The organism is Pseudoalteromonas sp. APC 3893 (assembly GCF_030408095.1).
Classification (GTDB): domain Bacteria; phylum Pseudomonadota; class Gammaproteobacteria; order Enterobacterales; family Alteromonadaceae; genus Pseudoalteromonas.
The window spans coordinates 1-25,768 of sequence record NZ_JASDCD010000019.1 but is presented as its reverse complement, the minus strand read 5'-3'; the positions used below and the strand labels follow the sequence as shown (position 1 = coordinate 25,768).

17 protein-coding genes and 2 pseudogenes are annotated in these 25,768 nt (G+C 40.8%); 12 read left to right on the top strand and 7 right to left on the bottom strand.

All coding sequences use genetic code 11. The features are described 5' to 3' along the window. Positions 1–5 precede the first annotated feature (5 nt). Complete coding sequence (gltB, locus tag QMA12_RS17385) at positions 6–4,463, bottom strand: glutamate synthase large subunit (RefSeq protein WP_290210777.1); 4,458 nt, start codon at positions 4,461–4,463, stop codon at positions 6–8. A gap of 791 nt (positions 4,464–5,254) precedes the next feature. Here gltB and QMA12_RS17380 point away from each other — a divergent pair. From QMA12_RS17380 to QMA12_RS17355, 6 genes are all read left to right on the top strand, one after another. Continuing rightward, positions 5,255–6,508, top strand: a complete 1,254-nt coding sequence (locus QMA12_RS17380) for an HlyD family efflux transporter periplasmic adaptor subunit (RefSeq protein WP_290210776.1) — start codon at positions 5,255–5,257, stop codon at positions 6,506–6,508. Positions 6,509–6,548: 40 nt separating this feature from the next. Continuing rightward, the gene (locus QMA12_RS17375) at positions 6,549–7,259 is read left to right on the top strand and encodes an ABC transporter ATP-binding protein (RefSeq protein WP_290210775.1); all 711 of its coding nucleotides are present in this window, start codon (positions 6,549–6,551) and stop codon (positions 7,257–7,259) included. A gap of 3 nt (positions 7,260–7,262) precedes the next feature. Then, positions 7,263–8,576 carry an ABC transporter permease gene (locus tag QMA12_RS17370; RefSeq protein ID WP_290210774.1) on the top strand — a complete coding sequence of 438 codons (1,314 nt, stop codon included), beginning with the start codon at positions 7,263–7,265 and terminating at the stop codon, positions 8,574–8,576. 10 nt (positions 8,577–8,586) lie between these two features. Continuing rightward, complete coding sequence (locus QMA12_RS17365) at positions 8,587–9,795, top strand: FtsX-like permease family protein (protein WP_290210773.1); 1,209 nt, start codon at positions 8,587–8,589, stop codon at positions 9,793–9,795. Between the two features lie 84 nt (positions 9,796–9,879). Beyond that, positions 9,880–11,217 carry a sigma-54 dependent transcriptional regulator gene (locus QMA12_RS17360; protein ID WP_290210772.1) on the top strand — a complete coding sequence of 446 codons (1,338 nt, stop codon included), beginning with the start codon at positions 9,880–9,882 and terminating at the stop codon, positions 11,215–11,217. After that, complete coding sequence (locus tag QMA12_RS17355; protein ID WP_290210771.1) at positions 11,217–12,530, top strand: ATP-binding protein; 1,314 nt, start codon at positions 11,217–11,219, stop codon at positions 12,528–12,530. Before QMA12_RS17360 ends, QMA12_RS17355 begins: the two co-directional genes overlap by 1 nt. A 44-nt stretch (positions 12,531–12,574) precedes the next feature. Here QMA12_RS17355 and QMA12_RS17350 read toward each other — a convergent pair whose 3' ends face one another. Further along, positions 12,575–12,913 (bottom strand): Grx4 family monothiol glutaredoxin, encoded by a 339-nt coding sequence (locus tag QMA12_RS17350; RefSeq protein ID WP_016709200.1) that lies wholly within the window; start codon positions 12,911–12,913, stop codon positions 12,575–12,577. Between the two features lie 276 nt (positions 12,914–13,189). On the opposite strand from QMA12_RS17350, the gene QMA12_RS17345 reads away from it, so the two are divergent. From QMA12_RS17345 to QMA12_RS17330, 4 genes are all read left to right on the top strand, one after another. Continuing rightward, positions 13,190–13,771 carry a Fe-Mn family superoxide dismutase gene (locus QMA12_RS17345; RefSeq protein WP_087533674.1) on the top strand — a complete coding sequence of 194 codons (582 nt, stop codon included), beginning with the start codon at positions 13,190–13,192 and terminating at the stop codon, positions 13,769–13,771. A gap of 235 nt (positions 13,772–14,006) precedes the next feature. Next, positions 14,007–15,929, top strand: a complete 1,923-nt coding sequence (locus QMA12_RS17340; RefSeq protein ID WP_290210770.1) for a PrkA family serine protein kinase — start codon at positions 14,007–14,009, stop codon at positions 15,927–15,929. 31 nt (positions 15,930–15,960) lie between these two features. Beyond that, positions 15,961–17,244 carry a YeaH/YhbH family protein gene (locus QMA12_RS17335; RefSeq protein ID WP_290210769.1) on the top strand — a complete coding sequence of 428 codons (1,284 nt, stop codon included), beginning with the start codon at positions 15,961–15,963 and terminating at the stop codon, positions 17,242–17,244. Between the two features lie 21 nt (positions 17,245–17,265). Then, positions 17,266–18,780, top strand: coding sequence for a SpoVR family protein (locus tag QMA12_RS17330; RefSeq protein ID WP_290210768.1), 1,515 nt, complete (start codon positions 17,266–17,268; stop codon positions 18,778–18,780). A gap of 26 nt (positions 18,781–18,806) precedes the next feature. Here QMA12_RS17330 and QMA12_RS17325 read toward each other — a convergent pair whose 3' ends face one another. Next, positions 18,807–19,769 (bottom strand): diguanylate cyclase, encoded by a 963-nt coding sequence (locus QMA12_RS17325; RefSeq protein WP_290210767.1) that lies wholly within the window; start codon positions 19,767–19,769, stop codon positions 18,807–18,809. Positions 19,770–19,773: 4 nt separating this feature from the next. Beyond that, entirely contained in the window at positions 19,774–20,778 is a 1,005-nt protein-coding gene (locus QMA12_RS17320) for a response regulator (protein WP_290210766.1), read from the bottom strand. 204 nt (positions 20,779–20,982) lie between these two features. Here QMA12_RS17320 and tpx point away from each other — a divergent pair, with 204 nt between their 5' ends. After that, the gene (tpx, locus tag QMA12_RS17315) at positions 20,983–21,564 is read left to right on the top strand and encodes a thiol peroxidase (RefSeq protein ID WP_290210765.1); all 582 of its coding nucleotides are present in this window, start codon (positions 20,983–20,985) and stop codon (positions 21,562–21,564) included. Positions 21,565–21,638: 74 nt separating this feature from the next. Here the strand turns inward: tpx and adk are convergent, their stop codons facing one another. Continuing rightward, positions 21,639–22,283: an adenylate kinase gene (adk, locus tag QMA12_RS17310; RefSeq protein WP_087533681.1), complete on the bottom strand. Its 645-nt coding sequence runs from the start codon at positions 22,281–22,283 to the stop codon at positions 21,639–21,641. A 175-nt stretch (positions 22,284–22,458) separates the two neighbouring features. Further along, complete coding sequence (gene htpG / locus QMA12_RS17305; RefSeq protein WP_290210764.1) at positions 22,459–24,375, bottom strand: molecular chaperone HtpG; 1,917 nt, start codon at positions 24,373–24,375, stop codon at positions 22,459–22,461. A gap of 293 nt (positions 24,376–24,668) precedes the next feature. Here htpG and QMA12_RS22235 point away from each other — a divergent pair. After that, a pseudogene (locus tag QMA12_RS22235) lies at positions 24,669–24,788 on the top strand (PAS domain-containing protein); the annotation flags it as partial. A gap of 459 nt (positions 24,789–25,247) precedes the next feature. Here the strand turns inward: QMA12_RS22235 and QMA12_RS17300 are convergent. Next, positions 25,248–25,640, bottom strand: a pseudogene (locus QMA12_RS17300) (integrase core domain-containing protein); the annotation flags it as partial. Positions 25,641–25,768 lie beyond the last annotated feature (128 nt).

Below are 25,768 nucleotides of genomic sequence, written 5' to 3'. Positions count from 1 at the left end.
CCCCCTTACTGTGCTTGAACACGAAGTTCTGCACTACTACGAGCGCGATGCCCGAGTAAACTTTTCACATCACTTGATTTTGGCTTAACTAACTTAAACTTAGGTAAGTAAGCTTCAAAGTTCGCTAAAATATTTTCTGCACGGCTTGAACCTGTTGACTCTAAGTGCTCTGCAATTAGGCCACGTAGATGCTCTTGGTGAGAACTGAGCTCATCCAATAACACTATTTCAACGAGCTCTGGGTTAATGCGTTTTTCAAAGTCATTTCGCTCATCTAAAATATACGCAAAACCACCTGTCATACCGGCACCAAAGTTAACACCCACGTTGCCAAGTACACACACAACACCACCGGTCATGTATTCACAGCCGTTATCACCTAAGCCTTCAACAACCGCTTGCACACCTGAGTTACGCACAGCAAAACGCTCACCTGCACAGCCTGCAGCAAATAATTTACCACCTGTTGCACCGTACAAGCAGGTATTACCCGCAATCGTTGCTTTATGACTTTCAAATGATGAACCCAATGGTGGACGAATAACCAACTTACCGCCTGCCATGCCTTTGCCAACATAATCGTTCGCATCGCCGACTAACGTCATCTCAAGGCCGCCTGCATTCCACACACCAAATGATTGACCGGCAGTACCGTGCAATTCAATTGACACAGGATCAGCAGCCATACCTTGGTTACCGTGTTTATCAGCTATATAGCCTGATAACATCGCTCCAACTGAACGGTCGGTATTACAAATACGATTAACCAGTGAAATTCCCGTACTTTCATCGATTGCTTGTTGTGCTTTTTCAAGTAACGTTTCGTTTAGTTTACCTAAGTAATGTGACGAATTTGGCACGCTACAATAAAGCGTTTCACCCGTTGGGTTATTTGGCTGCGCAATCACAGAAGATAAATCAATCTTTTGTTGTTTAGCCGTTTTGCCTTCAATCGCTTCAAGTAAATCTAAACGGCCAATTAAGTCGGTTAAATTTGCTACACCAAGGCTTGCCATGATTTCGCGTGCTTCTTGGGCAATAAACTTAAAGTAGTTCATCGCCATTTCTGGCAGACCATGGTAATGCTTTTGACGCAGTGTATCGTCTTGTGTTGCAACACCGGTCGCACAGTTGTTTAAGTGACAAATACGTAGATATTTACAGCCTAGTGCAACCATAGGTCCGGTACCAAAACCAAAGCTTTCAGCACCTAAAATAGCGGCTTTAATAATGTCTAAACCTGTTTTTAATCCGCCATCTGTTTGTAGACGTATGCGGTGACGTAAGCCATTTTCAACCAATGCTTGTTGGGTCTCTGCAAGACCAAGCTCCCATGGACTACCCGCATACTTCACGGACGTTAATGGACTCGCACCGGTACCACCGTCATAACCAGATATTGTTATTAAATCGGCATAGGCTTTTGCAACACCTGTTGCAATCGTACCCACACCTGGCTCTGATACAAGTTTGACCGAGATCAGAGCTTTAGGATTTACTTGTTTTAAATCAAAAATTAGCTGGGCTAAATCTTCAATTGAATAAATATCGTGATGTGGTGGAGGCGAAATAAGCGTCACACCGGGCACTGAGTAACGTAGCTTAGCGATATACGGGGTTACTTTTTCACCCGGTAATTGACCACCTTCGCCTGGTTTTGCACCTTGCGCCACTTTGATTTGAATTACATCTGCACTACGTAAGTAATGTGGTGTTACACCAAATCGGCCCGATGCAACTTGCTTAATGCGCGAGTTTTTCTCAGTGCCGTAGCGTAGTTTATCTTCACCACCCTCACCTGAATTTGAGCAACCGCCTAAACGGTTCATCGCAATAGCCAGTGCTTCATGTGCTTCTGGTGACAACGCACCAATACTCATTGCCGCAGAGTCAAAGCGTTTATATAACTCAGTAGCAGGCTCAACATCATCGATGCTAATGCCTTCTGCTGGTAATTTAAGCGCTAGCATGTCACGTAAAGTTGAAATTGGGCGCTTATTAACTAAATCGGCATACACGTTGTAATCTGTGTATTCACCAGAGCGCACTGCTTTTTGCAATGTTTGGATAACGTCTGGGTTATAGGCGTGATACTCACCACCGTGCACATATTTTAGTAAGCCACCGTGGCTTAATAGTTTACGCTTGCTATGTGCCAGTTTATGAAGTTTGCGTTGATCTTCATCAAAATCGCTAAAACATGCCCCTTTAATGCGACTAGCAACACCTTTAAAGCAAGTATCAACTATCGCGTCAGACAAGCCGACGGCTTCGAATAACATTGAACAACGATATGACGCAACGGTACTAATACCCATTTTCGACATAATCTTATAAAGGCCTTTGTTTATCGCGTTACGATATGCAAGGGTCACTTCACAGTAGCTTTTGTTGATCACTTTAGAGTCGCTCATTGCAACCAGTGATTCATACGCTAGGTATGGGTAAATTGCCGTTGCACCAAAGCCAATTAAAACCGCAAACTGGTGCGCATCACGTACGCTACCGGTTTCAATAATAATGTTTGACTCACAACGTAAGTTATTATCAACAAGACGCTTTTGCACAGCACCCACCGCCATAGCAGCAGGAATTGGTAATTGATTTTCATCAAAATTGCGGTCACTAAGAAACAACATCACACAGCCACCGGCTGCTTTTTCTTGTGCTTCGTCACAAATACGTGTTACCGCATTGGCTAAACCTTCTTCCTGGCTATAAGTAATATCAATTTTACAGTAGCTGTAGTGAGCTTGGTCAGCACTAAGTAGCTGCTGCATGTCTGCATACATCAAAATAGGCGTATCAAACTGCAAGCGTTTAGCGTGGCCTGTGGTTTCGTTAAATACGTTTTGCTCACTACCAATACAAGTAGCCAGTGACATGACGTGATTTTCACGAAGAGGATCGATCGGCGGATTGGTTACCTGCGCAAACTTTTGGCGGAAGTAATCAAACAACGAACGGTTACCTTCAGATAGCACAGCAAATGGCGTATCATCGCCCATAGAACCCGTTGCTTCTTGGCCAATTTCACCCATTACACGAATGACACTGTCTAGCTCTTCGTTAGTGAAGCCAAACATTTTCTGATATTTCAGTAAAGTTTCGTCGTCAAATGAGCGATTACCCGCATCCTGCTCTGATAACTTTTCAAACGGTGTTAAGCGTTTCACGTTTTCTTCAAGCCATGCTTTGTATGGGTGGCGCGATTTTAAATCTTGGTCAATTTCGTCTGAATGCCAAATTTTACCAAGCTGAGTATCAATAACTAACAGCTCGCCTGGACCTACACGGCCTTTTTCAACCACTTCATCAGCGGTGTAATCCCAAATACCGACTTCTGAGGCAAGTGTAATAAAGCCATCTTGCGTGATCACATAACGCGCTGGACGTAAACCGTTACGGTCTAGGTTACAGGCTGCAAAGCGACCATCAGACATTACAATACCCGCAGGGCCATCCCATGGTTCCATATGCATTGAGTTAAAGTCGTAGAATGCACGAAGATCATCATCCATAGCACGGTTTTTCTGCCATGCAGGTGGCACCAGCATGCGCATCGCACGGAATAAATCCATACCACCCGCTAAAAATAGCTCAAGCATGTTATCTAGGCTTGATGAATCCGAGCCAGTTTCGTTAACAAATGGCGCAGCTGATTGTAAATCTGGGATCAGTGGCGATGCAAATTTGTACGAACGTGCGCGCGCCCACTGGCGGTTACCTTGAATGGTGTTAATTTCACCATTGTGCGCTAAATAACGGAACGGTTGAGCAAGAGGCCAACGCGGTTGTGTATTTGTTGAAAAACGTTGGTGGAAAACACAAATCGCACTGGTCATGCGGATATCAGCTAAGTCTAGATAAAAGTTAGGTAAATCTACTGGCATCATCAAGCCTTTGTAGATAGTCACAAGCCCTGACAAACTGGCAATATAAAAACCTTCATCATTGCTCAAACGTTTTTCTGCACGACGACGCGCAACGTATAATCGGCGTTCTAAATCTTTTGGACGCCAACCTTCTGGAGCATTAATAAATATTTGTTCAAAGTTTGGTAATTGTTTTTTGGCAATTGGACCTAAACATGAAGCATCAGTGGGTACTACACGCCAGCCTTTAATATTAAGTGTTTCTTTTTCGAGTTCTTCACTCAATATGTCTTTTGCGGTTTGTGCTAATACTGGATCTGGATTTAAGAAAATCATGCCTACTGCATAATTCTTACCTAGATGCCAATTGTTCTCAGCTGCGATTGCGCGAAAAAAGCTATCTGGTTTTTGTAATAATAACCCACAGCCATCGCCTGTTTTACCATCGGCAGAAATACCACCACGGTGTTCCATACGGTCAAGACCGGTGATCGCAGTTCTTATTAAGCGATGACTAGCTTGACCATTGACCTGGGCTATTAAGCCAAAGCCACAATTATCTTTTTCTAATTTTGAGTCGTATAACATAGACCCCTCCCCTTGCTACAACAGCTAGCTATTAAAGATCTTCTCGACGGTTTGCTAGCAGACGGTCAAAACTATCGCCTATCGTATGTAGAGTCAATAAAATTTTGAATACATATTCACATTCTTGAATATTTCTCACTTAAGCGCAACTTTTATATTTCATGCCATTTTTTAACATTTAGCGCCTTTTTAGCCATTATTTTTTTATGACACTGGTGTCATATTTAACAAGTTGTAAAAAAAGCCACACTCAAAATATCCAGTTTACGTAAACGTAAACCACTTGCTTTAGTGAATAATTATTCACCGAAGCGTTTCAGTAACACCAACACAAGGGCCAAGGTTCAACTCAATCACCTGTCTGAAAAACCTAAAAAACACCGACAGTTAGAGTAATCACCCTCATTTTAAAATTAAGTCACTTATTACTAGCAAGTTAATTAATGCATAAATATAAACTTGCCAGTTATTTTTTGCATAGATTACGCATAAGTTAGCGTGATTTACTGGGCGTGCTGTATAACGCACAGGTAAAGCTCGTCATTAAAAGTGTCCGCGGCGGACACTTAATCTGTCCGCGGACACTCTTAGAATTCATCAAAATTAAAAATAACCTTAAAATACAATGACTTGAAAATTGGCATGATATTCGAATAATAAAGAGTAAGTTTTTAACAGGACACTATTATGTTTACTCTCAGTTTATTTTTAATCTCACCTATTACCATGTTTGCAGTGAGTTTGATGATTTCGTATCTCGAAGATTAAACACAATAAAAATAGGACGCCTCATGATTAAAGATACTAGCGCGCAGGATATTTCTGTAAGCAAGCGCAAAAATTATAAAAAGCCATTAGTGATACTAATCGCGCTATTGGCATTCGTTGCCTTATGTGTAAAGGCATTTATGGGAACGGAGCAAGGTACAATATCAGTAGCTAGAAACACCTTACAAATTGCACCTGTCAGTTTAAAAACTCTAACAAGAGATGTTTCTGCCAGTGGTAAAGTTGTTGCGGCCAATGCACCTAAAGTGTATAGCCCTGAACGTGGTTATGTAGATTTGCACGTCAAAGCCGGTGACAAAGTGAGTGAAAATGCGGTGATTGCAATAGTAGACAGCCCCGAACTTACCAATGAGCTCAAGCAACAACAGTCCGTATTAGCTCGCCTTGAGGGTGAATTACAACGTAAACATTTAGAAGCTAGACGACAAAAACTGAGCTTAACTAAAGCATTGGATCTCGCGCAAGTAGAACTCAACGCCGCAGATAGAGAAAACCGCCGCGCAAAGTTATCAATCGAAAAAAGTTTGATCAGCCAAATTGATTTAGAAAAAGCGGTGGATGATCTCGCCCGTGCAAAGCTCTCGTACAAACATGCCGAGCAAGAAGTTGCGCTTGCTAATGATACACTCGCTTTTGAACTACAAGCCGCAGAGCGTGATCTCACACGCCAACAACTCATTGTTGATGAATTAAACCGTCAAGTTAGCAATTTAACCATCAAAGCAAGTGTAACGGGGATTGTTGGTAATCTTTTAGTGCAACAAAAAGAGGCTGTAACTCAAAGCCAACCTCTAATGACACTGGTTGATTTAAGTAACTTTGAGGCCCAGCTGCAAGTACCTGAAAGCTATGCAAATGAACTTGGCCTCGGGATGGAAGTTGAATTGTTACTAGGTGCAAGAAAAGTAACCGGTACGCTCTCTGCAATTTCGCCAGAGGTAAATAACCGCGAGGTTACAACCCGAGTAAGATTTAATAAAGCACTCTCAGGCATTCGCCAAAACCAGCGATTGACCGCACGCATCCTATTAGAGAACCGTGACAACGTTTTACAAGTTAAACGCGGTGCATTTATGCAACAAGGCGGAACGCAAGTTTACAAAGTAACAGGTGATACAGCCCAACGAGTAGACATTGCTATCGGTGCAACCAGTATAAATGCCATTGAGTTAATTACCGGTGTCGAGCCTGGTGACGAACTTATTATTTCAAGTTATGACAACTTTAAAGACGCATCAACATTATTACTTCGTTAACAGCGACAACTAATTAAGAACGAATAAAAAGGATAAGCACATGCTAAAAATGAACAACATTAGTAAAATATACCAAACCGAAATGGTACAAACTCATGCTTTACGCGACTTCAGCTTACAAGTGGATGAAGGTGAATTCATTGCAGTAACAGGCCCTAGCGGCTCAGGTAAAACCACCTTTTTAAATATAGCAGGCATGTTAGAGCCATTCTCTGAAGGTGAATATTTACTAGACGGTATAGATGTAGGTAAATTAAACGATAATCAACGGGCTGATGTTCGCAATCAAAAAATTGGCTTTATCTTCCAAGGGTTCAATTTGATCCCCGACCTTAATTTATTCGAAAACATTGAAGTACCACTGCGTTACAGAGGCATTAAAGCCAATGAACGTAAACGTCGTATAGAACAATGCCTTGAACAAGTTGGCCTTGCATCACGCGCTAAGCACTTACCACAGCAGTTATCTGGTGGCCAACAACAACGCGTGGCGATTGCCCGCGCACTTGCGGGTGAACCTCGCTTTTTATTAGCGGATGAACCAACTGGTAATCTTGATAGCTTAATGGCACGCCAAGTGATGGAGTTACTTGAGCAAATAAATCGTGACGGCGCCACCATTGTGATGGTGACCCACGATCCAGAACTTGCCCGTCGTGCACCACGTAACATTCAAGTGGTTGACGGCCAACTGGCTGACTTTACCTTGTATCAAGGTACACAAACGATTAAAAGCGCTGCAGGAGCATAAGCCATGCTATTACATTACCTCGATTTAAGTTGGCGTAGCTTTAAACGCACGCCACTAGTAAGTGCACTCATGGTGCTGGCGATTGCCATTGGTATCGGCATAACCATGACCAGTTTAAGTGTTTATCACATGATGTCGGCAGACCCCATCCCACATAAGAGCAGTCAATTGTATTATGTACAGCTGCAAACCATGGATGAAGGCCATACTTGGTGGACGGGTGACGATATTCCTATGCAACTGACTTATCAAGATGCAGAAAATTTATACAACGCCCCTATTACTGACAAAAAAGTGGCCATGATGCGCACAGGATTTTCGGTGTATTTAGACTCGGATGAAGTGAAGCCGTTTATTAGCAACGCCCGCATGACCACACCTGATTTTTTTAACATGTTTGATGTGTCGTTTCTTTATGGCGGTGTTTGGAGTGAGCAACAAGAACAATCTGCAGCCCCTGTTGTGGTGATTTCAAAAGAGCTGAACGATAAGTTGTTTGCGGGTGAAAACTCAATTGGTAAGCTAGTTTATCTCGATGACGATAGCTATCAAGTTGTTGGCGTGATTAATGACTGGCCCTTAAACCTAAAATTTTATGACTTAAATAATGGTGCGTTTAATAAAGTAGAAGATTTATTTTTACCCTTTAGTTTAATCAAAGCAAAAGAGCTTACTAGCTGGGGCAATAGCAATGGCTGGAAACATGAAAACATAAATAGCTTTGCCGATAGACTGCAATCGGAAATAGTGTGGATCCAATTTTGGGCACAGCTTGATACACCAGAGCAAAAAACAGCATACGGTAATTACCTCACATCTTACATTGAAGAGCAAAAAAAACGAGGTCGCTTCACCCGCGAAAAGCCTGAATATAGCCTGCGTGATGTAAATCAATGGATGGAGTACAACAATGTGGTCAGTGAAGATAATAAAATACTGGTTGGTCTAAGCTTTATGTTTTTAGCGGTGTGTTTAGCCAATATTTTAGGGCTACTTCTTGCCAAATTTTTACGCCGCGCACCTGAGGTGGGTGTACGCCGAGCACTTGGAGCCAGTAAACGACAAATTTTTCTTCAGCATTTAGTTGAAGTAGCCATGCTTGGTTTTATTGGTGGTTTGCTCGGTATTGTACTTGCACAAATAGGTCTATTTGGCGTAAGACAAAGCTACAATTACTACGCTAATCTCGCCACAATGGATTTAACCATGTTATTGAGTGCACCCGTTATCGCGATAACAACATGCATTATTGCTGGGCTATACCCTGCATGGCTAGTATGTAAAACCAACCCTGCTATTTATCTTAAGAGCCAATAAGGAGCCACTCATGTTAGAAATAAAACCGATATTTCATGCCCTTTGCCGCTCAAAGGTAGGCGCAGTACTGTTATTGATCCAAATTGCGATTACCACTGCCATAGTCAGCAATGCCGCATTTATCATTCAAGATAGAATTGCTTTTTTGAATCAAGAAACCGGTTATCCAGAGCAAGACTTGTTTAAGTTCAATGTGATGACTTTTGGTAAAGATGTAGATTTAAGCCAGCAGTTTGAACTGGACGAAGCCATGTTAAGGGCTCTACCTGGGGTTGAAAGTGCCGCGCAAAGTAGCAGTATTCCGTTATCTGGTAGCGGCAGTGCCGCTGGCTTTAACTTAAAACCAGCACCACAAGAAAGTAGAAGTGTGCGCACTGCTTACTTTTTTATTGATGAGCACGGCCTTGACACATACGGCGTAAAATTGATTTCAGGGCGTAATTTTAGTGAAGATGAAGTACTCATCACTAATTCACCGACAGATAGAACAACTAACGTCACTGTCATTACCGAAGCGTTAGCCAATGAGTTATTTCCTGAAAGTGATGCCCTAGGAAAAACCATTTATTTTGGTGACTTGCCACTAAAGATCATCGGTATCACAGCACCAATGAAAGGCCCTTGGTTAAAAGACTCTCACCCCAATAATGTTGCGCTTATTCCGTATATTCAAAGCAGAACTTATGCCCAATTTGCTGTAAGAGCAAAGCCCGGACAACGTGCTGCTGTAATGAAAGATATTGAAAGCCTGATGCTTAAAAATTACAGCAAACGCGTAATTAATAATATTAGAGGGCTCGATGAGTTGAAAGATGAATATATGGCTGCGGATAAACTTATGATGCGTATGCTGATTGTGCTTATCACTATTTTAGTGCTGGTAACTGCATTAGGTATCTTTGGTTTAACCTTGTTTAATATCAGTAAACGGACTAAACAAATAGGTACTCGGCGTGCTCTTGGAGCGAGAAAGTCAGCCATTATTAATTACTTTTTAGTTGAGAATGCCTTGATCTGTAGTGTTGGCTTATTTTTAGGTGTAATTGCAGCACTATTGCTTGGTCAAATGTTAATGCAACATTTTTCTATTGCTGCTTTACCACCGAGCTATATTGCGATTACTGCTGTGATGGTGTTTTTCATGAGCCTACTTGCAGTATTAGGGCCCGCTAAACGCGCTGCTAATATTTCGCCGAGTATCGCAACTAGAACAATATAAAGCTGCTCCCAACCTATGCTACACTGGGTTAACACGGTGTAGCATTTTCACTGATTACTTAATAAAAACAGCGATTAAACACACATGGAAAAAATACTTATCGTTGATGATAACCCTGCCGTTTTACAGGCCTTATCATTACTGCTCGAGATACATGATTTTGCAGTGGTCACCGCCTCTACCCCATTTGAAGCGCTACAAGTAGTACAATACCAACGTATCTCTTTAGTGATCCAAGATATGAATTTCACCGCTGATACAACTTCAGGTGAAGAGGGCAAAGCGCTCTTTTATCAATTACGCACAATTAACCCCCACCTACCCATTATTTTGATCACCGCATGGACAGAGCTTGAGACTGCCATTGAGTTAGTAAAAGCGGGCGCTGCAGATTACTTACCAAAGCCATGGGATGATGTAAAACTGCTGACTTGCGTGAATAATTTAGTCGAACTGGGTAAAGCAAAGCAGCAAAATGCGACCTATGAACGCCACCAGCAAGAGCGGAATGCCAGCTTAAGCAGTGCTGACTTAGTTGGCTTGATTTATAAAAGCACCGCCATGGAACGTATTTTAACTATGGCTATTCAAGTAGCAAAGTCTGATGCATCAGTGCTGATCACAGGCCCAAACGGCAGCGGTAAAGAGCGCATAGCCCAAATCATTCAAGCTAACTCTTTACTGAGTACCCAGCCATTTATTACTGTTAATGCAGGCGCCCTGCCCCATGAGCTTATTGAAGCAGAGCTATTTGGCGCAGAGGCCGGCGCTTATACGGGTATCACTAAGCAGCGAATTGGCCGTTTTGAGGCCGCAGATGGCGGCACCTTATTTTTAGATGAAATTGGCAACTTACCGCTTTCAGGCCAAATGAAGTTATTACGAGTATTACAAACTGGTGAATTTGAACGCTTAGGCTCAACGGTTACTCGTAAAGTAAAAGTGCGGGTGATCTCTGCCACCAACGAAGATTTACATTCAGCTATCAAAGTGGGTAAATTTAGAGAGGATTTATATTATCGGCTCAATGTTATCGAGCTTAACTTACCCAGCCTAGCTGAAAGACCTGATGATATATTGCCACTTGCTCAGCATTTTTTAAATAACCGAGAGTTAACACTCGATACTGAGCACGCACTGTTAGCGCACAGTTGGCCGGGCAATGTCCGTGAACTTGAAAATGCCTGTAAACGCGCAGCCGTGCTTAAGCCATCGGGTACTATTAACTTATCTGACTTTGCGCTGCAAACCAGCAAAGCGCAAAGTACAACTACGGCAACATCAACGCAAGAAATCACTAAGCAAGAGATTGAAGACGCGATGCATCGTCATCAAGGTGTTATTGCCAAAGTTGCCAGACAATTTAGTATGAGTCGACAAGCATTATACCGTCGTTTGCAAAAGTTTGAGATTGATTATTAATGACCAGTAACCGCATCAATTTAACTATCACCCAACAGTTAATCATAATTAGTGCAGTAGCTGCTTTAGTGCCTGTGTGGTTTATAAGTTGGCTAACCCAACTTTCTTGGCAATGGGTTGTCAGTGTCAGTGCTATTAGCATTTTGATCAGTGGCTATCTAGCCCTGCGATTAGCTAAACCACTCGTTCAAGGTGTACAGTCTTTAGAGACGGGACTGCTCAATTTTAAAGATGGCGAACTGTCGTCACTGCTTGCCTACAAAGCGAATAACGAAGTCGGCAAATTATGCCAACTGTACAACCAAACAGCAAAGCAGTTACGCCAAGAAAAACAGTGGATTTATCAACGTGAATTAATGTTAGATAAAGTATTACAAAGCTCACCGCAAGCGGTTATTTTAAAAAACGATCAAGGCTTTATCGTTTACAGTAACCACAGTGCCAGGGACTTACTCAATGCTAAAAGTTCACTTGAAGGTAGTCAATTTTCAACGTTGTTTGTTGATGTTCATCCGCAGTTAGTTAACGCTCTTGAGCGCGGAGTAGACGGTTTATTTACCCTTGATAATCAGCAACAAGAATCACAAACGTGGCATTTAGCCACTGGCAAACTGTTACTCAACAACCAGTACCATACTTTATACGTGTTTAAACAATTAACCCGCGAATTAAGCCGGCAAGAAGTGGAAGTCTGGAAAAAAGTGATACGTATAATCAGTCACGAGCTTAATAATTCCCTTGGGCCTATGTCCTCCATGTTACACAGTGGAAAAATTCTCAGCGAAAAAGTCGATGAACCAAGACTTAGTCGCGTATTTTCAACAATTGAAGAGCGCATTAAACATTTAAACGAATTTGTTCAAGGGTATGGTAAGTTTGCCAAACTACCCACCCCACAACTTACTCGCATTAATTGGCCACAGCTATTAAAACAATTACAGAATCAATGGGCATTTTGTTTAAATGCACACGCTGATGTAACTACCTATGCCGATCACACACAAATCGAGCAACTGTTAATCAACTTATTGAAAAACGCCCATGAGTCAGAATCAAACATTGAGCAGATAAGCGTGAACTTGTCACAAGATGCAAATTGTACGCGAATAACAATTAGCGATCAGGGTAAAGGAATGAGTGAACAAGTGATGGCAAATGCCTTGATCCCATTTTATTCCACTAAAGCGACAGGCAGCGGCTTAGGACTGGCACTATGCCGTGAAATAGTTGAGGCACATCATGGTCAAATTAGCTTACATAATCAGCCTAATGGCGGTCTCAGTGTGCATGTAGTTCTGCCAAATAAGCAATAAAAAAGGCCGCAATTTAGTGCGGCCTTTAAACATTCGCGAGAAGGTTATTCTGCGTCTGCTTCTTTATATTTTGCAGCTGTTTCAGTGATCAATGGTTGTAATTCACCACGTTGAAACATTTCGATGATAATGTCACAACCACCGATTAACTCGCCTTCAACCCATAGTTGTGGGAATGTTGGCCAGTTAGCGTATGCTGGAAGTTCAGCACGGATATCAGGGTTGAGTAAAATATCAACATAAGCAAACGGTTCACCGCATGACATAAGTGCTTGAGATGCTTGTGAAGAAAAACCACAATTTGGTAACTTAGGCGATCCTTTCATATAAAGGATAATTGGATTTTCAGAAATTTGCTGTTTAATTTTATCAATGGTTTCCATCTACAACCTCAAAGTGACGATAGCTGAACATATTCATGGCTTGAAAAATTTTCATTTAGCCTCATATATGTATCTTAAAGTGGGCAAATAAAGCCACAATCGAAATAGTCTTGCATTTGCAACGCTGTTTGGCATTGCTGTTTGCTAAAACTTGAGTAAAATACTCAACAATTATAGTAACACTATAATCCCATTTGGTATAGGTAACTACCCTGTTTGTGCAGGTATTAACTATTACTATTTGGACTATCAACCAAAAGAAGATGGAGATAAAAAATGGCATTTGAACTACCGTCACTACCCTATGCAATTGATGCACTTGAGCCACATATTTCACAAGAAACTTTAGAGTTTCACCATGGTAAGCACCACAACACTTACGTGACTAAACTTAACGGTTTGATCCCAGGTACTGAATTTGAAGGCAAATCACTTGAAGAAATCGTATGTTCTTCAACTGGTGGCGTATTTAACAACGCTGCACAAATTTGGAACCATACTTTCTACTGGAACAGCCTATCTCCAAACGGCGGTGGTGAAGCAACGGGCGCGGTTGCTGATGCTATCAACGCAAAATGGGGTTCATTCGACGCATTTAAAGATGCATTAAATGATAAAGCAGTAAACAACTTCGGTTCAAGCTGGACGTGGTTAGTAAAACTTGCTGATGGCACATTAGACATCGTAAATACGTCTAACGCTGCAACTCCACTTACTGACGAAGGTGTTACACCTATCCTAACTGTTGATTTGTGGGAACACGCTTACTACATTGATTACCGTAACGTGCGTCCAGACTACCTAAAAGGTTTTTGGTCACTTGTTAACTGGGAATTCGCGAACGCAAACTTCGCATAATTAACTTAGCAGTTAGTTAAAAATTGATAGAAAGACGCTACGGCGTCTTTTTTTATGCCTGGCATTTATGTGTCACACGCACTCATAACTAAATCTTATCACTGTGAGAATATTTCAATTAAATTCTTAATTTTATTGCGCAAAGAATCAAAATCGTGACTACCCTTAACTTAACCTTTGCTTTTTTCTTTCATTCAAAACTGGTTTTTTTAGCGGGTTTTCGGAGGTTTCTACTATGAGTATATTTGAGCATTATCAATCACGATACGAAGCAGCAAAAGAAGAAGAGTACAGTATCGAAGAATTTCTCGATATTTGTAAAAAAGACAAAGCAGCTTACGCCAGCGCCCCTGAACGATTACTCATGGCTATTGGTGAGCCACAAATGGTTGATACTTCAACCGATGCTCGGTTAAGCCGATTATTTTCCAATCGCGTTGTTGCACGTTACCCCGCCTTTAATGATTTTTATGGTATGGAAGATGCCATAGAACAAATAGTATCTTATCTGAAACACGCCGCACAAGGCTTAGAAGAATGTAAGCAAGTACTGTATTTACTTGGTCCAGTCGGGGGCGGTAAGTCTTCGATTGCTGAAAAGCTAAAGTACTTAATGCAACAGGTACCCATTTATTCAATTAAAGGCTCGCCGGTGAACGATCACCCTTTGGCACTTTTTGATGCTAACGAAGATGCCGAGCTACTAGAGAAAGAATATGGTATTAAACCACGTTATTTAAAAACCATTATGTCCCCATGGGCAACTAAACGACTGCATGAATTTAATGGTGATATTAGCCAGTTTAGAGTTGTAAAACGCTACCCTTCAATTTTAAATCAAATTGCCATTGCAAAAACTGAACCCGGCGATGAAAACAACCAAGATATCTCTGCCCTGGTAGGTAAAGTGGATATTCGTCAGTTGGAGCATTTTGCCCAAAGCGATCCAGATGCTTACGCATATTCAGGCTCATTGTGCCTTGCGAATCAAGGCTTGATGGAATTTGTTGAGATGTTTAAAGCGCCTATTAAAGTGCTGCATCCACTTTTAACAGCAACCCAAGAAGGTAACTACAACGGCACCGAAGGCATCAGTGCCCTGCCCTTCAATGGGATGATTTTAGCCCATTCAAATGAATCAGAATGGCAAACCTTTAAAAATAATAAAAATAACGAAGCATTCTTAGACCGTGTGTATATCGTTAAAGTCCCTTACTGTTTACGTGTTTCTGAAGAAATAAAGATTTATGACAAACTCCTTGAGCACAGTGAGCTCTACAATGCTCCATGTGCGCCAGGGACACTCGAAACATTAGCTAAATTCACCACCTTATCGCGCCTAAAAGAGCCAGAAAATTCAAGCATTTATTCGAAAATGCGAGTCTATGACGGGGAGAGCCTCAAAGACACCGATCCTAAAGCCAAATCATATCAAGAATACCGTGATTATGCCGGCGTAGACGAAGGCATGACTGGGCTGTCTACCCGCTTTGCGTTTAAGATTTTATCTCGGGTATTTAATTTTGACACCCTTGAAGTAGCAGCCAACCCGGTGCATTTATTTTACGTACTTGAACAACAAATAGAACGCGAGCAATTTTCTGCTGATGTTGAAGAGCGCTACCTGAGTCATCTAAAAGGTTACCTTATACCTCAATATGTAGAGTTTATCGGTAAAGAGCTGCAAACCGCATATTTAGAATCATACTCTGAATATGGCCAAAACATTTTCGACCGTTATGTCACTTATGCAGACTTTTGGATTCAAGATCAAGAGTACCGCGACCCTGACACCGGCCAGTTATTTGACCGTGCAGCACTTAATGCGGAACTTGAAAAAATTGAAAAGCCTGCTGGTATTTCCAACCCGAAAGATTTTAGAAACGAAATAGTGAACTTTGTATTACGAGCACGGGCTCATAATAACGGTAAAAACCCCTTGTGGACCAGTTACGAAAAACTGCGCACCGTGATTGAGAAAAAAATGTTCTCAAATACCGAAGAGTTACTACCGGTTATTTCGTTTAATGCTAAAACATCCGCAGAAGATCAGAAAAAACACGAAGATTTTGTTAACCGTATGGTCGAAAAAGGCTACACCCAAAAACAAGTTCGCTTGCTATCAGAGTGGTACTTACGCGTTCGTAAATCACAGTAGTTAGTGACTGATGTACTTTTAGGGGGTCTCTATGGCGCACTTTATAGACCGTCGCCTGAACGGTAAAAACAAGAGCACGTTAAATCGTCAACGGTTTATCAGGCGTTATAAAAAGCAAATAAAAGAAGCGGTGTCTGATGCGATTAACAAACGCAGTGTGACTGACACAAGCAGCGGAGAAAGCATATCTATTCCGCAACGAGATATTAGTGAGCCTATTTTTCATCAAGGCAAAGGCGGTGATAGAGAACAAATACACCCAGGTAACGATCAATTCTCTACCGGTGATAAAATACAACGCCCACAAGGGGGGCAAGGTGGTGGCGCCGGTGAAGGCGAAGCAAGTGACTCTGGCGAAGGTCAAGATGACTTTGTTTTTTCAATATCAAAAGATGAATACCTAGACTTACTGTTTGAAGATTTAGAGCTGCCCAATTTACAGCAAAACCAGCTTGATAAATTAGTGAAAATGAAAACCCACCGTGCTGGTTTTTGTAGCGATGGTATGCCTAGTAATATTGACATTGTTCGATCATTACAAGGCTCCTTAGCTAGGCGTGTTGCCATGAGTGCTAGCAAGAAACGTCGCTTAAACGAGCTCAATGAACAACTTGCCATACTGCTCGCAGAAGCAGAGCCTGATTTAGCTGCAATAACTTTGCTGGAACAAGAAATTGCGCAATTAGAACTGCAAATAAAAGCGGTGCCTTTTATAGATAATTACGATTTGCGTTTTCGTAACTATGAAAAACAGCCTCACCCCACCAGCAAAGCCGTGATGTTTTGCATTATGGATGTGTCAGGCTCAATGGATCAAGCAACGAAAGATATGGCTAAACGGTTTTATATTTTACTTTATCAATTTTTAACCCGTAGCTATAAAGATATTGAAGTGGTCTATATTCGCCATCATACCCAAGCAAAAGAGGTGGACGAGCAAGAATTTTTTTACTCCCAAGAAACCGGCGGCACCATTGTTTCAAGTGCGCTGAAGTTAATGAACGAGATTATTAAAGAACGCTACAACGCGTCGCAGTGGAACATATACGCAGCGCAAGCATCCGATGGTGATAATTGGGCTGATGATTCACCCCAATGCTCTGAACTATTACGCAATAAGTTACTTGATGATGTACGGTATTACGCTTATATCGAAATCACCACCCGTGCACACCAAAGTCTTTGGCGAGAATATCAAAACATTTGCCAAAGTCATGACAATTTTGCCATGCAGCATATTAAAACGGTTGGAGACATTTACCCTATTTTCCGCGAGCTATTTAAGAAAAGTCGTCAACATCAGGGTGCAGCGTAAGATTCGCAACGAGGTATTTATATGACCGATAAACGAATAAGTGATGGTCCTGATTGGACATTTGATTTATTACAACAATACCAAGATGAGATTGCTCGCGTTGCCGAGCATTATCGCCTAGATACTTACCCAAACCAAATTGAAGTGATCACCGCAGAACAAATGATGGACGCATATTCAAGCGTTGGTATGCCAATTGGTTACAGTCATTGGTCATACGGGAAAAAGTTTATTCAAACCGAGCAAAACTACAAGCGCGGGCAAATGGGCCTTGCCTATGAAATTGTTATTAACTCAGACCCTTGTATTGCCTATTTAATGGAAGAAAACACCCTTCCCATGCAAGCGTTGGTAATGGCTCACGCTTGTTACGGCCATAACTCATTTTTTAAAGGCAATTACTTATTCAAAACATGGACTGATGCCAGCTCTATTATCGACTATTTATTATTTGCCAAAAACTATATCGCGCGCTGTGAAGAAAAGTATGGCATAGATGATGTAGAAAACCTTATTGATTCATGCCACGCCTTAATGAACTACGGCGTTGACAGATATAAACGTCCTCAGCAAATTTCACTTTTTGAGGAGCAAAAGCGCCAGCAAGAGCGTGAAGAATATATGCAATCTCAAGTCAATGAGCTATGGCGTACAATTCCAACACATCAGCAGGAAACAAAAAAGCGAGAGCAACACTTTCCTTCAGAGCCACAAGAAAACATTTTGTATTTCATTGAGAAAAACGCGCCATTATTAGAGTCATGGCAGCGGGAAATTATTCGTATTGTACGCAAAATATCGCAATACTTTTACCCGCAAAAGCAAACTCAAGTCATGAACGAAGGTTGGGCGACATTTTGGCATTACACTATTTTGAATCACTTATATGATGAAGGTAAGCTTACAGATTCATTTATGTTGGAATTTTTGCAAAGCCATACCAATGTGGTTTATCAACCGCCCTATAACAGCCAGTATTACTCAGGTATTAATCCCTATGCACTTGGCTTTAAGATGATGGTTGATATTCGCCGCATTTGTGAGAACCCCACTGAAGAAGACAAACAATGGTTTCCTGAATATGCCGGAAGTAATTGGCTGGATACACTGCATTTTGCAATGCAAAACTTTAAAGATGAAAGCTTTATTAGCCAGTTTTTATCTCCTAAACTGATTCGAGATTTTAAACTCTTTACCATTATTGATCATGAAAAAGACCCGACCTTAGAAGTGGGCGCGATACATGATGACAGTGGCTATCACAAAGTGCGTGAAGCATTATCTGCACAATATAATTTGAGTAATCTTGAACCAAATATACAGGTTTATGATGTAGATGTTCGTGGTGATCGCTCATTAACTCTGCGCTATGTTCCACATAAAAACATTCCGCTAGCAAAATCGCAAGATGAAGTGTTGAAACACCTTTATAGACTATGGGGATTTAAAGTTAAATTAGAGCAGCAATCAGGAACTGGTGATGTGAGCATCCTTGGCCAGTGCCCGTTAGATGACTCGAGACACAGCACAGAATAAAAATGACGCCAATGCGTCATTTTTCTTTATAAATTTTTGTAATCAGTAATGCAGTTTCGGCCATTATCTTTAGACGCATATAGAGCTTTGTCAGCGGCTTCAATCCACTTTTCATAACGTTCAAAACTCTCATCAAAACTAGCATAGCCAATACTCACCGTCATTTTGATTTGTTGTCCATCAAAGTAAACAGATGAGTTTTCAATTAAGCTACGCAGCCTTTCGGCAAAAGTCTCAGCACCTACTTTATCACTATCAAGTAGAATTACAGCGAACTCTTCGCCACCATAACGTCCTGCTATATCGGTTTCTCTGAGGGTTTTACGTAGTAAGTCTGCAATATGGCGTAATGCTTCATCGCCGCAGCGGTGACCATATTCATCATTGATTTTCTTAAAGTGATCGATATCAAACATCAATAAAGTACATATACCTGAATTGCGTTTTATGCGTAAAAACTCTTGCCGTAATGTGTTCTCCCAATGGCCGCGGTTATTCAGTTGGGTTAATGCATCGGTTTGGCTCATTTGTTCAAGCTTGCGGTTAACCTCTTCTAACTCTTTTTTATTTACCGCTTCATCCGTTACATCATAAAGAATGACGCAAATATGGCTTACCTCCCCCATGGTATTTGAAAGTGGAATAAAAGTCGCATTTTGATACATATGATCCGCTTTACCTGTGATTGGCCGGTAGTTTTTGAAGCGAAAAATATACGGCTGTTGCTCCCAAATAGTGAATGAGCGATTCTTTAAAATAAATACGGATTCTGACTTACTACGGAACCACTTTTCATCGATAGAGGGAAATAAATCAAATAAATCTTTATCTTTGACCGCACTCGGCAACATACCCGAGTGATTTTCCATAAAGCCATTCCAAATACACACTTTATAGTCACGGTCGAGCACCACTAAACCGACATCGACGGTGTTAAACATATCCATTAACCAATGGATTTCATTCATGTTAAAATCAGCTGCTGGCATAATGTTAGTCTTCTAGTAGGTAAGCAACTTTGTATTTCAAAGTTTTAAGTGAATCTTCGGTAAATAACAGCATAAGGTCACAGTTAATATTGTGATTTTCAATACCGTAGCTTATCTCTATTGCTAAAGTACGTTGCCAGCGGGATTTATTCGCCCTTACTAAATCTGATACATCACAATGTTGGCCTAATACTACGGGGTGGCCTTGGCTAAATGTCATGTCTAATTGGCGCGATAGACCCGTTAAAATGGCGCCAATTAAGATATTACTGATATCCATTAATAGCTCAAGCTCAACTTTATTATTTAGCTCACCTTGGTAATTCATTAGTGAAGCAATTTCTTTAAAGCTTGAATCATTTAATAATAAAAGAGCTTCACCAGATACACCACCACCGATAAAGCCTTGGCATACCCCAGAAGTACTTGCGTTAGCATCAATGGAGCGTAGCGCCATATCAAGCTCATTAACTTCAAGAATATTCACATTAGGGATGGGTAACTCAACAAACACATTAAGAAGACGGGCAAGTAAGTCCCCTGCCTGTCCCATAGCGACGTTGGTTAACTCTTGATAGATATCTCTCACATCAGGATCAACCTGCTCACCAAGCTGATGAGCAAGGCGCTCTCGCATCGCTTTATCTTTAATACCGTGATGCTCAATGATGTCGGCAAGTTTTTGCGCGTCGCAAGGCTTTTGAATAAAATCAATGGCCCCTAAGTCAAGCACGCGTTGGTGTGCGTTGGGCTGAATATCACCTGAAACAACGACCGTTAATACCGACAGAGATTGCTGCTGAATAGCTTGCAGTACTTCGTAGCCATCCATTTGCGGCATGTTTAAGTCAAGAAACAGTATTTCTGGCTGAATCGCTTTAATTTGTTCAATACAGTGAACACCATCCTCGGCAAACTCAACTTTGATATCCCAATCATCAGGTAACGAACGTGCCAATTGGCGTCGCGCTAGCTTTGAGTCATCACAAATTAGTACCGATGTTGACATAACTTCTCTCTGTTGTTTCAGTTGTATAAGGCAAAGCCTACAACTTTTCTTTATTATTATTTGTCAGCTAATAAACATTTATTACTGCATTATGTTAATCAATGTAACCTAGATTTACAATTTTAAATTAGCGTAAAACCTTGGTGCACTGTGTTGATTATAATACACTGAGTGCAATTGCGTTAATTCTAAAGGAAATACCTTATGCTTCGTTTAATCACTTTTGCGTTATGTACGTTTTGTTCAGCGACTTTTGCGGCTAATATAGCTGAAAATAGCTTAGATGCAGGTAAAGTTTCTGCTCAGTCAAAACCAATTACACTACTTGGTACTGGGGTTGAAGTTTCGCAACAAGCGCCTAATTTTAAAGTTGTCAATGACTCTTTCTCACCAATCACATTAAATGACTATAAAGGTCAGGCTGTACTCATTAGTGTAGTGCCAAGCCTAGATACTGGAGTGTGTAGTATTCAAACTAAACATTTCAACGAAAAAGTGGCCGAGAAGTTTCCAAATATAGTGATGCTTACTATCAGTGTGGATTTACCGTTTGCACAAAAGCGTTTTTGCAAAGCCGAGAATATAGATAAAATTACCGCTTTATCTGATTCAGTATGGCGTGACTTTGGTCAAAATTATGGGTTGATCATTAAAGATATGGGACTTCTTACCCGTGCAGTATTTGTTTTAAACAGTGAACATAAAATTGTGTATAAGCAGCTTGTTGATGATTTATCAAAAGAGCCTAACTATGATGCTGTGATCAACGCAATGAACGCGCTTTAAGCCACCATGGTTTACTAAAATAGTAAAGATAGAAAAAAACCGCCAAATTTGGCGGTTTTTACTTTAGACGTTTATTAGCCTAACAATTCACCAAGCTGTTGACTTACCGCTTCAACTGCTTGAGTACCATCTAATTTATGATACTGGGTGTTACCCGCTTTCGCTTCTGCTTGATAATAATCAACCAATGGCATTGTTTGCTCATGGTATATACCTAAACGTTTACGAACTGTTTCTTCAGTATCATCGGCGCGGATAATTAAATCTTCACCTGTTACGTCATCTTTACCTTCCACTTTTGGCGGATTATAAACAACGTGGTAAACGCGACCAGAGCCAGGGTGAACTCGGCGTCCGCCCATACGTTCAACAATGATTTCATCAGCTACGTCAAACTCAATAACGTGATCAACCACTACGCCATTTTCTTTCATCGCGTCAGCTTGAGGGATCGTACGAGGGAAACCATCTAATAAGAAGCCTTTTTCACAGTCATCTTTGGCGATGCGCTCTTTTACTAGACCAATGATGATATCATCAGAAATTAACTGACCCGCATCCATTACTTTTTTAGCTTCTAAACCCAGTGGCGTGCCTTCTTTAATCGCTGCACGTAACATATCACCAGTAGAGATTTGCGGAATACCGTATTTGTCCATCAAAAACTGAGCTTGAGTGCCTTTACCTGCACCCGGCGCGCCCAAAAGAATAATGCGCATATCATTGTCCTCGGTTGATACCAAACTGAAAAAGCAGTTCAGTAATATTTATTTTTAAAGCCTGAATTCTTCCATAAGCGCTACAGATACTCAAGCAACTTATACTAATTAACTAGCCGTAGAATGCAAAAAAGGGACTTTCGCCCCTTTTTCAATCAAATGCTTAATTTAGCAATTATTTACTCATATCTAGCATTAATTTATTTAAACGAGTTACAAAACCCGCAGGGTCTTTTAATGTACCACGTTCAGCAAGCAATGCTTGGTCAAGCAGTACATGTGACCACTGGCCAAACTTATCTTCATCTTGCTCAACATTTAAATGCTTAACAAGTTGATGCTCAGGGTTTAGCTCAAAAATTGGTTTTGCTTCAGGAGCCGCTTGACCTACCGATTCCATCAGCTTTTGCATTTGTGAACTCATATCGTTGTCATCCGCAACAACACACGCTGGTGAGTCTGTTAAGCGATGTGTGAAGCGTACGTCTTTCACGCTATCACCCAGTGCTGTTTTAATACGCTCAACTAAGCCTTCTACTTCTTTCTCTGACTCTTCTTGCGCTTTCTTCGTTTCTTCATCATCCAAGTTACCTAGGTCAAGATCGCCTCGGGTAATTGATTTAAACGGTTTTTCAGAAAACTCTGTTAAGTGGCTCATCATCCACTCATCAACACGGTCACTCATTAATAATACTTCGATACCTTTCTTACGGAAGATCTCTAAGTGTGGTGAGCTTTTAGCCGCAGTGAATGAATCAGCTACTACATAGTAAATCGCATCTTGCTCTTCGTTCATACGTTCGATGTATTGCTCTAATGAAACACTTTGAGCTTCTTCATCTGTATGTGTTGAAGAAAAACGTAGTAATTTAGCAATCGCTTCTTTGTTGGTCGCATCTTCAGCCGGACCTTCTTTCATTACTTGGCCAAATTCATTCCAAAATGTTTGGTAGTCATCAGCTTTGTTTTTCGCCATGCGTTCAAGCATTTTTAAAATACGTGAAGTACATCCTTTGCGAATAGCTTGTGTCACTTTGTTATCTTGTAAGATTTCACGCGATACATTCAGCGGTAAATCGTTTGAATCTAGTAAACCTTTTACGAAGCGTAAGTAGCTTGGCATAAACTGCTCAGCGTCATCCATTACAAAGACACGTTGTACGTAAAGTTTTAAGCCACTTTGACGCTCACGGTTCCATAAATCGAAAGGCGCTTTTTTAGGGATATAAAGCAGGCTTGTGTACTCAGTCTTACCTTCAACTTTATTGTGACCCCAACTTAGCGGCTCTTCCCAGTCATGACTTACATGCTTATAGAACTCTTTGTATTCATCTTCTGATATTTCAGACTTATCACGCGTCCAAAGTGCTGTAGCGCGGTTAATGCTTTCCCACTCACCTGGAACAGCTGGGATTTTCTCACCATCTTCACCTTCAGACTCAGGTACTTCTGCTTTATACATTTGTACCGGTGTAGAAATGTGATCCGAGTATTTAGTGACAATGCTACGCAAACGCCACTCATCAGCAAACTCGGCTTCGTCTTCACGCAGGTGCAGAATAATGTCTGTACCACGGCCTTCTTTTTCAATCTCTTCTAGGGTGTATTCGCCTTCACCTTGTGATTGCCATTCAACACCTTTTTCTTCGCCAGCTTTACGAGTGCGAACTGTCACTAAATCAGCCACAATAAAAGCTGAGTAAAAACCAACACCAAATTGACCAATCAACTGCGAATCTTTGCTTTGGTCACCAGTTAGATTTTTGAAAAACTCAGCAGTGCCTGACTTTGCAATAGTACCCAATGAGCTGATAACTTCATCACGGGTCATACCGATACCGTTATCTGAAATTGTCACTGTTTTTGCATCTTTATCAGCACTGATACGAACACGTAAATCCGCATCACCTTGGTATAAGTCACCATTTGAAAGCGCTAAAAAGCGTAACTTGTCAGCCGCATCTGAGGCATTCGACACAAGCTCACGTAAAAATATTTCTTTATTTGAATAAAGCGAATGGATCATTAGGTTTAATAAGCGACCTGTATCTGACCCAAACTCATGTTTTGTGATGTTTTTTTCTTCTGACATAATATTACCCTATACTTTCTGGTACACAAGTTGGTACACAATCAAATTTGCTCTAGTAGCATGGCTTAGAATATTGTGTCCATAGTCGAACAATTCAAGAGTAAAAAAAGAATAAATTTGGGCTTCCATTTTAACCATTACCAAAGCTGTAAACCTGTTTACATTCATTTGCAAAAGAAATTAAATAATGTAATTCACAGGAAAAAATTACGGAGTGAAATTTCACAAATTAAAATTGCTGCTTTCGAATATGAGCGAATTAAAAATGAACTGAAAGAGGAGATGCTTTTTTCTCTATAAACGATAAGTCTAAAATAATTGATGCTAATGAACGTTTTTGTACTGTATTAGGGTATTCATATGAAGAAATAATTAATCGCTCTTTTGATGAAATCTTATTAAAAAATCAGTGAATAAAAAACATAGTAAGGCGATTTGAGTTTAGTTTAGACGGTGTTATTTTAGATGCAAATGATAACTTCTTGAATGGTGTGAAATATAGCCGAGCTCAACTAGTTGGTAAACACCATGGGATTTTTTCTCGCCTAATGAAGTTAACCTAAAGTACCCCCAGAATTAGCCTTTATATATCAATGAACTAATAGTATTAAAAAATGTGGAATGTGAGGGAACATTCATGGTGTTTTGTGATCTTATGAATCGCCAAAAACAACAGAACTAAACACCATGAATGCGTCTACTATTTTGCACAATATGCTCCGCGCTGTCACTCCTAACTCTATCCATAAAGCCAGATTTAATACTCTAGTACTCGTTCACAGAAGTTCTGATCAGTTGCCTTACTTAAATTCAGGCAACTGATTTATTCCTATCACGGAGTTTTCAAGTTAGTTGTCGCCTCAAGTTAAATTTTATGCCGCCCGCATTTCTTCTTTTTTCTCAGGATTTAAATTTACTTCATTTATCATTGACCAGTCTCGTGACTTTCCTGACCAACGACTTGGGTTATTCAATTTAGCTGCGTCATTTATCTGCTGACGCTTAGCTAATATTTCTTTATCTAAACCTGAATGACGTTGGTTTGGCGTCACAAATTTTATACCACTGTGTAGGTGCTCATTATTGTACCAATCAACGAACCCGCTTACCCATTCTCTTGCTGCGCTTATATCTTCAAATGCCTTTTCTGGATACTCTGGGCGATACTTTAACGTTTTAAATAATGACTCAGAGTACGGGTTGTCATTACTTACTGACGGTCGACTAAATGATGGCACAATGCCTAACTCCTGTAATGTAGCCAACCAGGGCGCGAGCACACTTTGTTAATGATGTTAACCAAACAACAATTCTTCCCTAAAAGCATCGTCATAACATGCTCTTACGCACTTACTTCTTATTGAACCCTTACTTTTCGTATGCTGTTTTACCA

Coding starts and splice junctions, on each gene's coding strand:
- tpx (WP_290210765.1), top strand. CDS start 20,983: ATGCTTCGTTTAATCACTTTTGCGTTATGTACGTTTTGTTCAGCGACT.
- QMA12_RS17355 (WP_290210771.1), top strand. CDS start 11,217: ATGACCAGTAACCGCATCAATTTAACTATCACCCAACAGTTAATCATA.
- htpG (WP_290210764.1), bottom strand. CDS start 24,375: ATGTCAGAAGAAAAAAACATCACAAAACATGAGTTTGGGTCAGATACA.
- QMA12_RS17365 (WP_290210773.1), top strand. CDS start 8,587: ATGTTAGAAATAAAACCGATATTTCATGCCCTTTGCCGCTCAAAGGTA.
- QMA12_RS17350 (WP_016709200.1), bottom strand. CDS start 12,913: ATGGAAACCATTGATAAAATTAAACAGCAAATTTCTGAAAATCCAATT.
- QMA12_RS17345 (WP_087533674.1), top strand. CDS start 13,190: ATGGCATTTGAACTACCGTCACTACCCTATGCAATTGATGCACTTGAG.
- QMA12_RS17330 (WP_290210768.1), top strand. CDS start 17,266: ATGACCGATAAACGAATAAGTGATGGTCCTGATTGGACATTTGATTTA.
- QMA12_RS17335 (WP_290210769.1), top strand. CDS start 15,961: ATGGCGCACTTTATAGACCGTCGCCTGAACGGTAAAAACAAGAGCACG.
- QMA12_RS17370 (WP_290210774.1), top strand. CDS start 7,263: ATGCTATTACATTACCTCGATTTAAGTTGGCGTAGCTTTAAACGCACG.
- QMA12_RS17340 (WP_290210770.1), top strand. CDS start 14,007: ATGAGTATATTTGAGCATTATCAATCACGATACGAAGCAGCAAAAGAA.
- QMA12_RS17320 (WP_290210766.1), bottom strand. CDS start 20,778: ATGTCAACATCGGTACTAATTTGTGATGACTCAAAGCTAGCGCGACGC.
- gltB (WP_290210777.1), bottom strand. CDS start 4,463: ATGTTATACGACTCAAAATTAGAAAAAGATAATTGTGGCTTTGGCTTA.
- QMA12_RS17375 (WP_290210775.1), top strand. CDS start 6,549: ATGCTAAAAATGAACAACATTAGTAAAATATACCAAACCGAAATGGTA.
- QMA12_RS17360 (WP_290210772.1), top strand. CDS start 9,880: ATGGAAAAAATACTTATCGTTGATGATAACCCTGCCGTTTTACAGGCC.
- QMA12_RS17380 (WP_290210776.1), top strand. CDS start 5,255: ATGATTAAAGATACTAGCGCGCAGGATATTTCTGTAAGCAAGCGCAAA.
- adk (WP_087533681.1), bottom strand. CDS start 22,283: ATGCGCATTATTCTTTTGGGCGCGCCGGGTGCAGGTAAAGGCACTCAA.
- QMA12_RS17325 (WP_290210767.1), bottom strand. CDS start 19,769: ATGCCAGCAGCTGATTTTAACATGAATGAAATCCATTGGTTAATGGAT.